The organism is Komagataeibacter kakiaceti JCM 25156, assembly GCF_000613305.1.
Genome location: NZ_BAIO01000859.1, coordinates 1 through 649, shown reverse-complemented (window position 1 = coordinate 649; position 649 = coordinate 1). Strand labels below are relative to the sequence as shown.

The following is a 649-nucleotide window of genomic DNA, read 5'->3' as shown; positions in this document are numbered from 1 at the left end:
CGCTGCCGCCGGAAGTCAGGGCCGACCCGCAGGCGCGCGGGCGGGCGGAACGGATTCCCGGTGGCACGCGGCTGCACTTCACCATGCAGTCGGCGGCCATGAACCAGCGCATGATTTCGGCACTGCAAACATTTGCCACAATCATGCTCAAGCTGCCCGAACAGCACGTCAATATCGCCGCCTATGGCGAGGGACGGCAGGACGATCCCTCCACACCCCGCCGTGTCGCCCTGTCGCGCGGGCTTGCGGCGCGTTCGGTGCTGATCCATGCGGGTGTCGCGCCCACGCGCATCTATGTCCGCGCCATCGGCCTGCCCGATGAAAACGCGCAGGGCGCGGGCGCGGATTGTATTGACGTTACCCGTTCGGGTGTGGTGGCCTCGGTTTCCAGTTCATCTGCGCATTAAGGAAACCACTGCGTGACACGTCCGACGACCTATCTTGTACGGGTTCTGCTGTTTCTTCTGGCGGTCGGGGGTGTCACAGCCCTGCTTTCCTCCACGCTTTATCAGGCATTTTGCAACAATCCCTATCTTGACGCTGATTGTCGGGATCCTGCTGCTCGGGATCGGGTGGAACATCACCATGATCCTGCGCCTGATCCCCGAGGTCCGGTGGGTCAGCATCCTGCGCCACCCGCGCGACGGGC

General features: G+C 63.6%; 1 pseudogene. It reads left to right on the top strand.

Annotated elements, in window-relative coordinates:
• Window positions 1-407, top strand: a pseudogene (locus JCM25156_RS19580) (hypothetical protein); the annotation flags it as partial.
• Window positions 408-649: the final 242 nt, after the last annotated feature.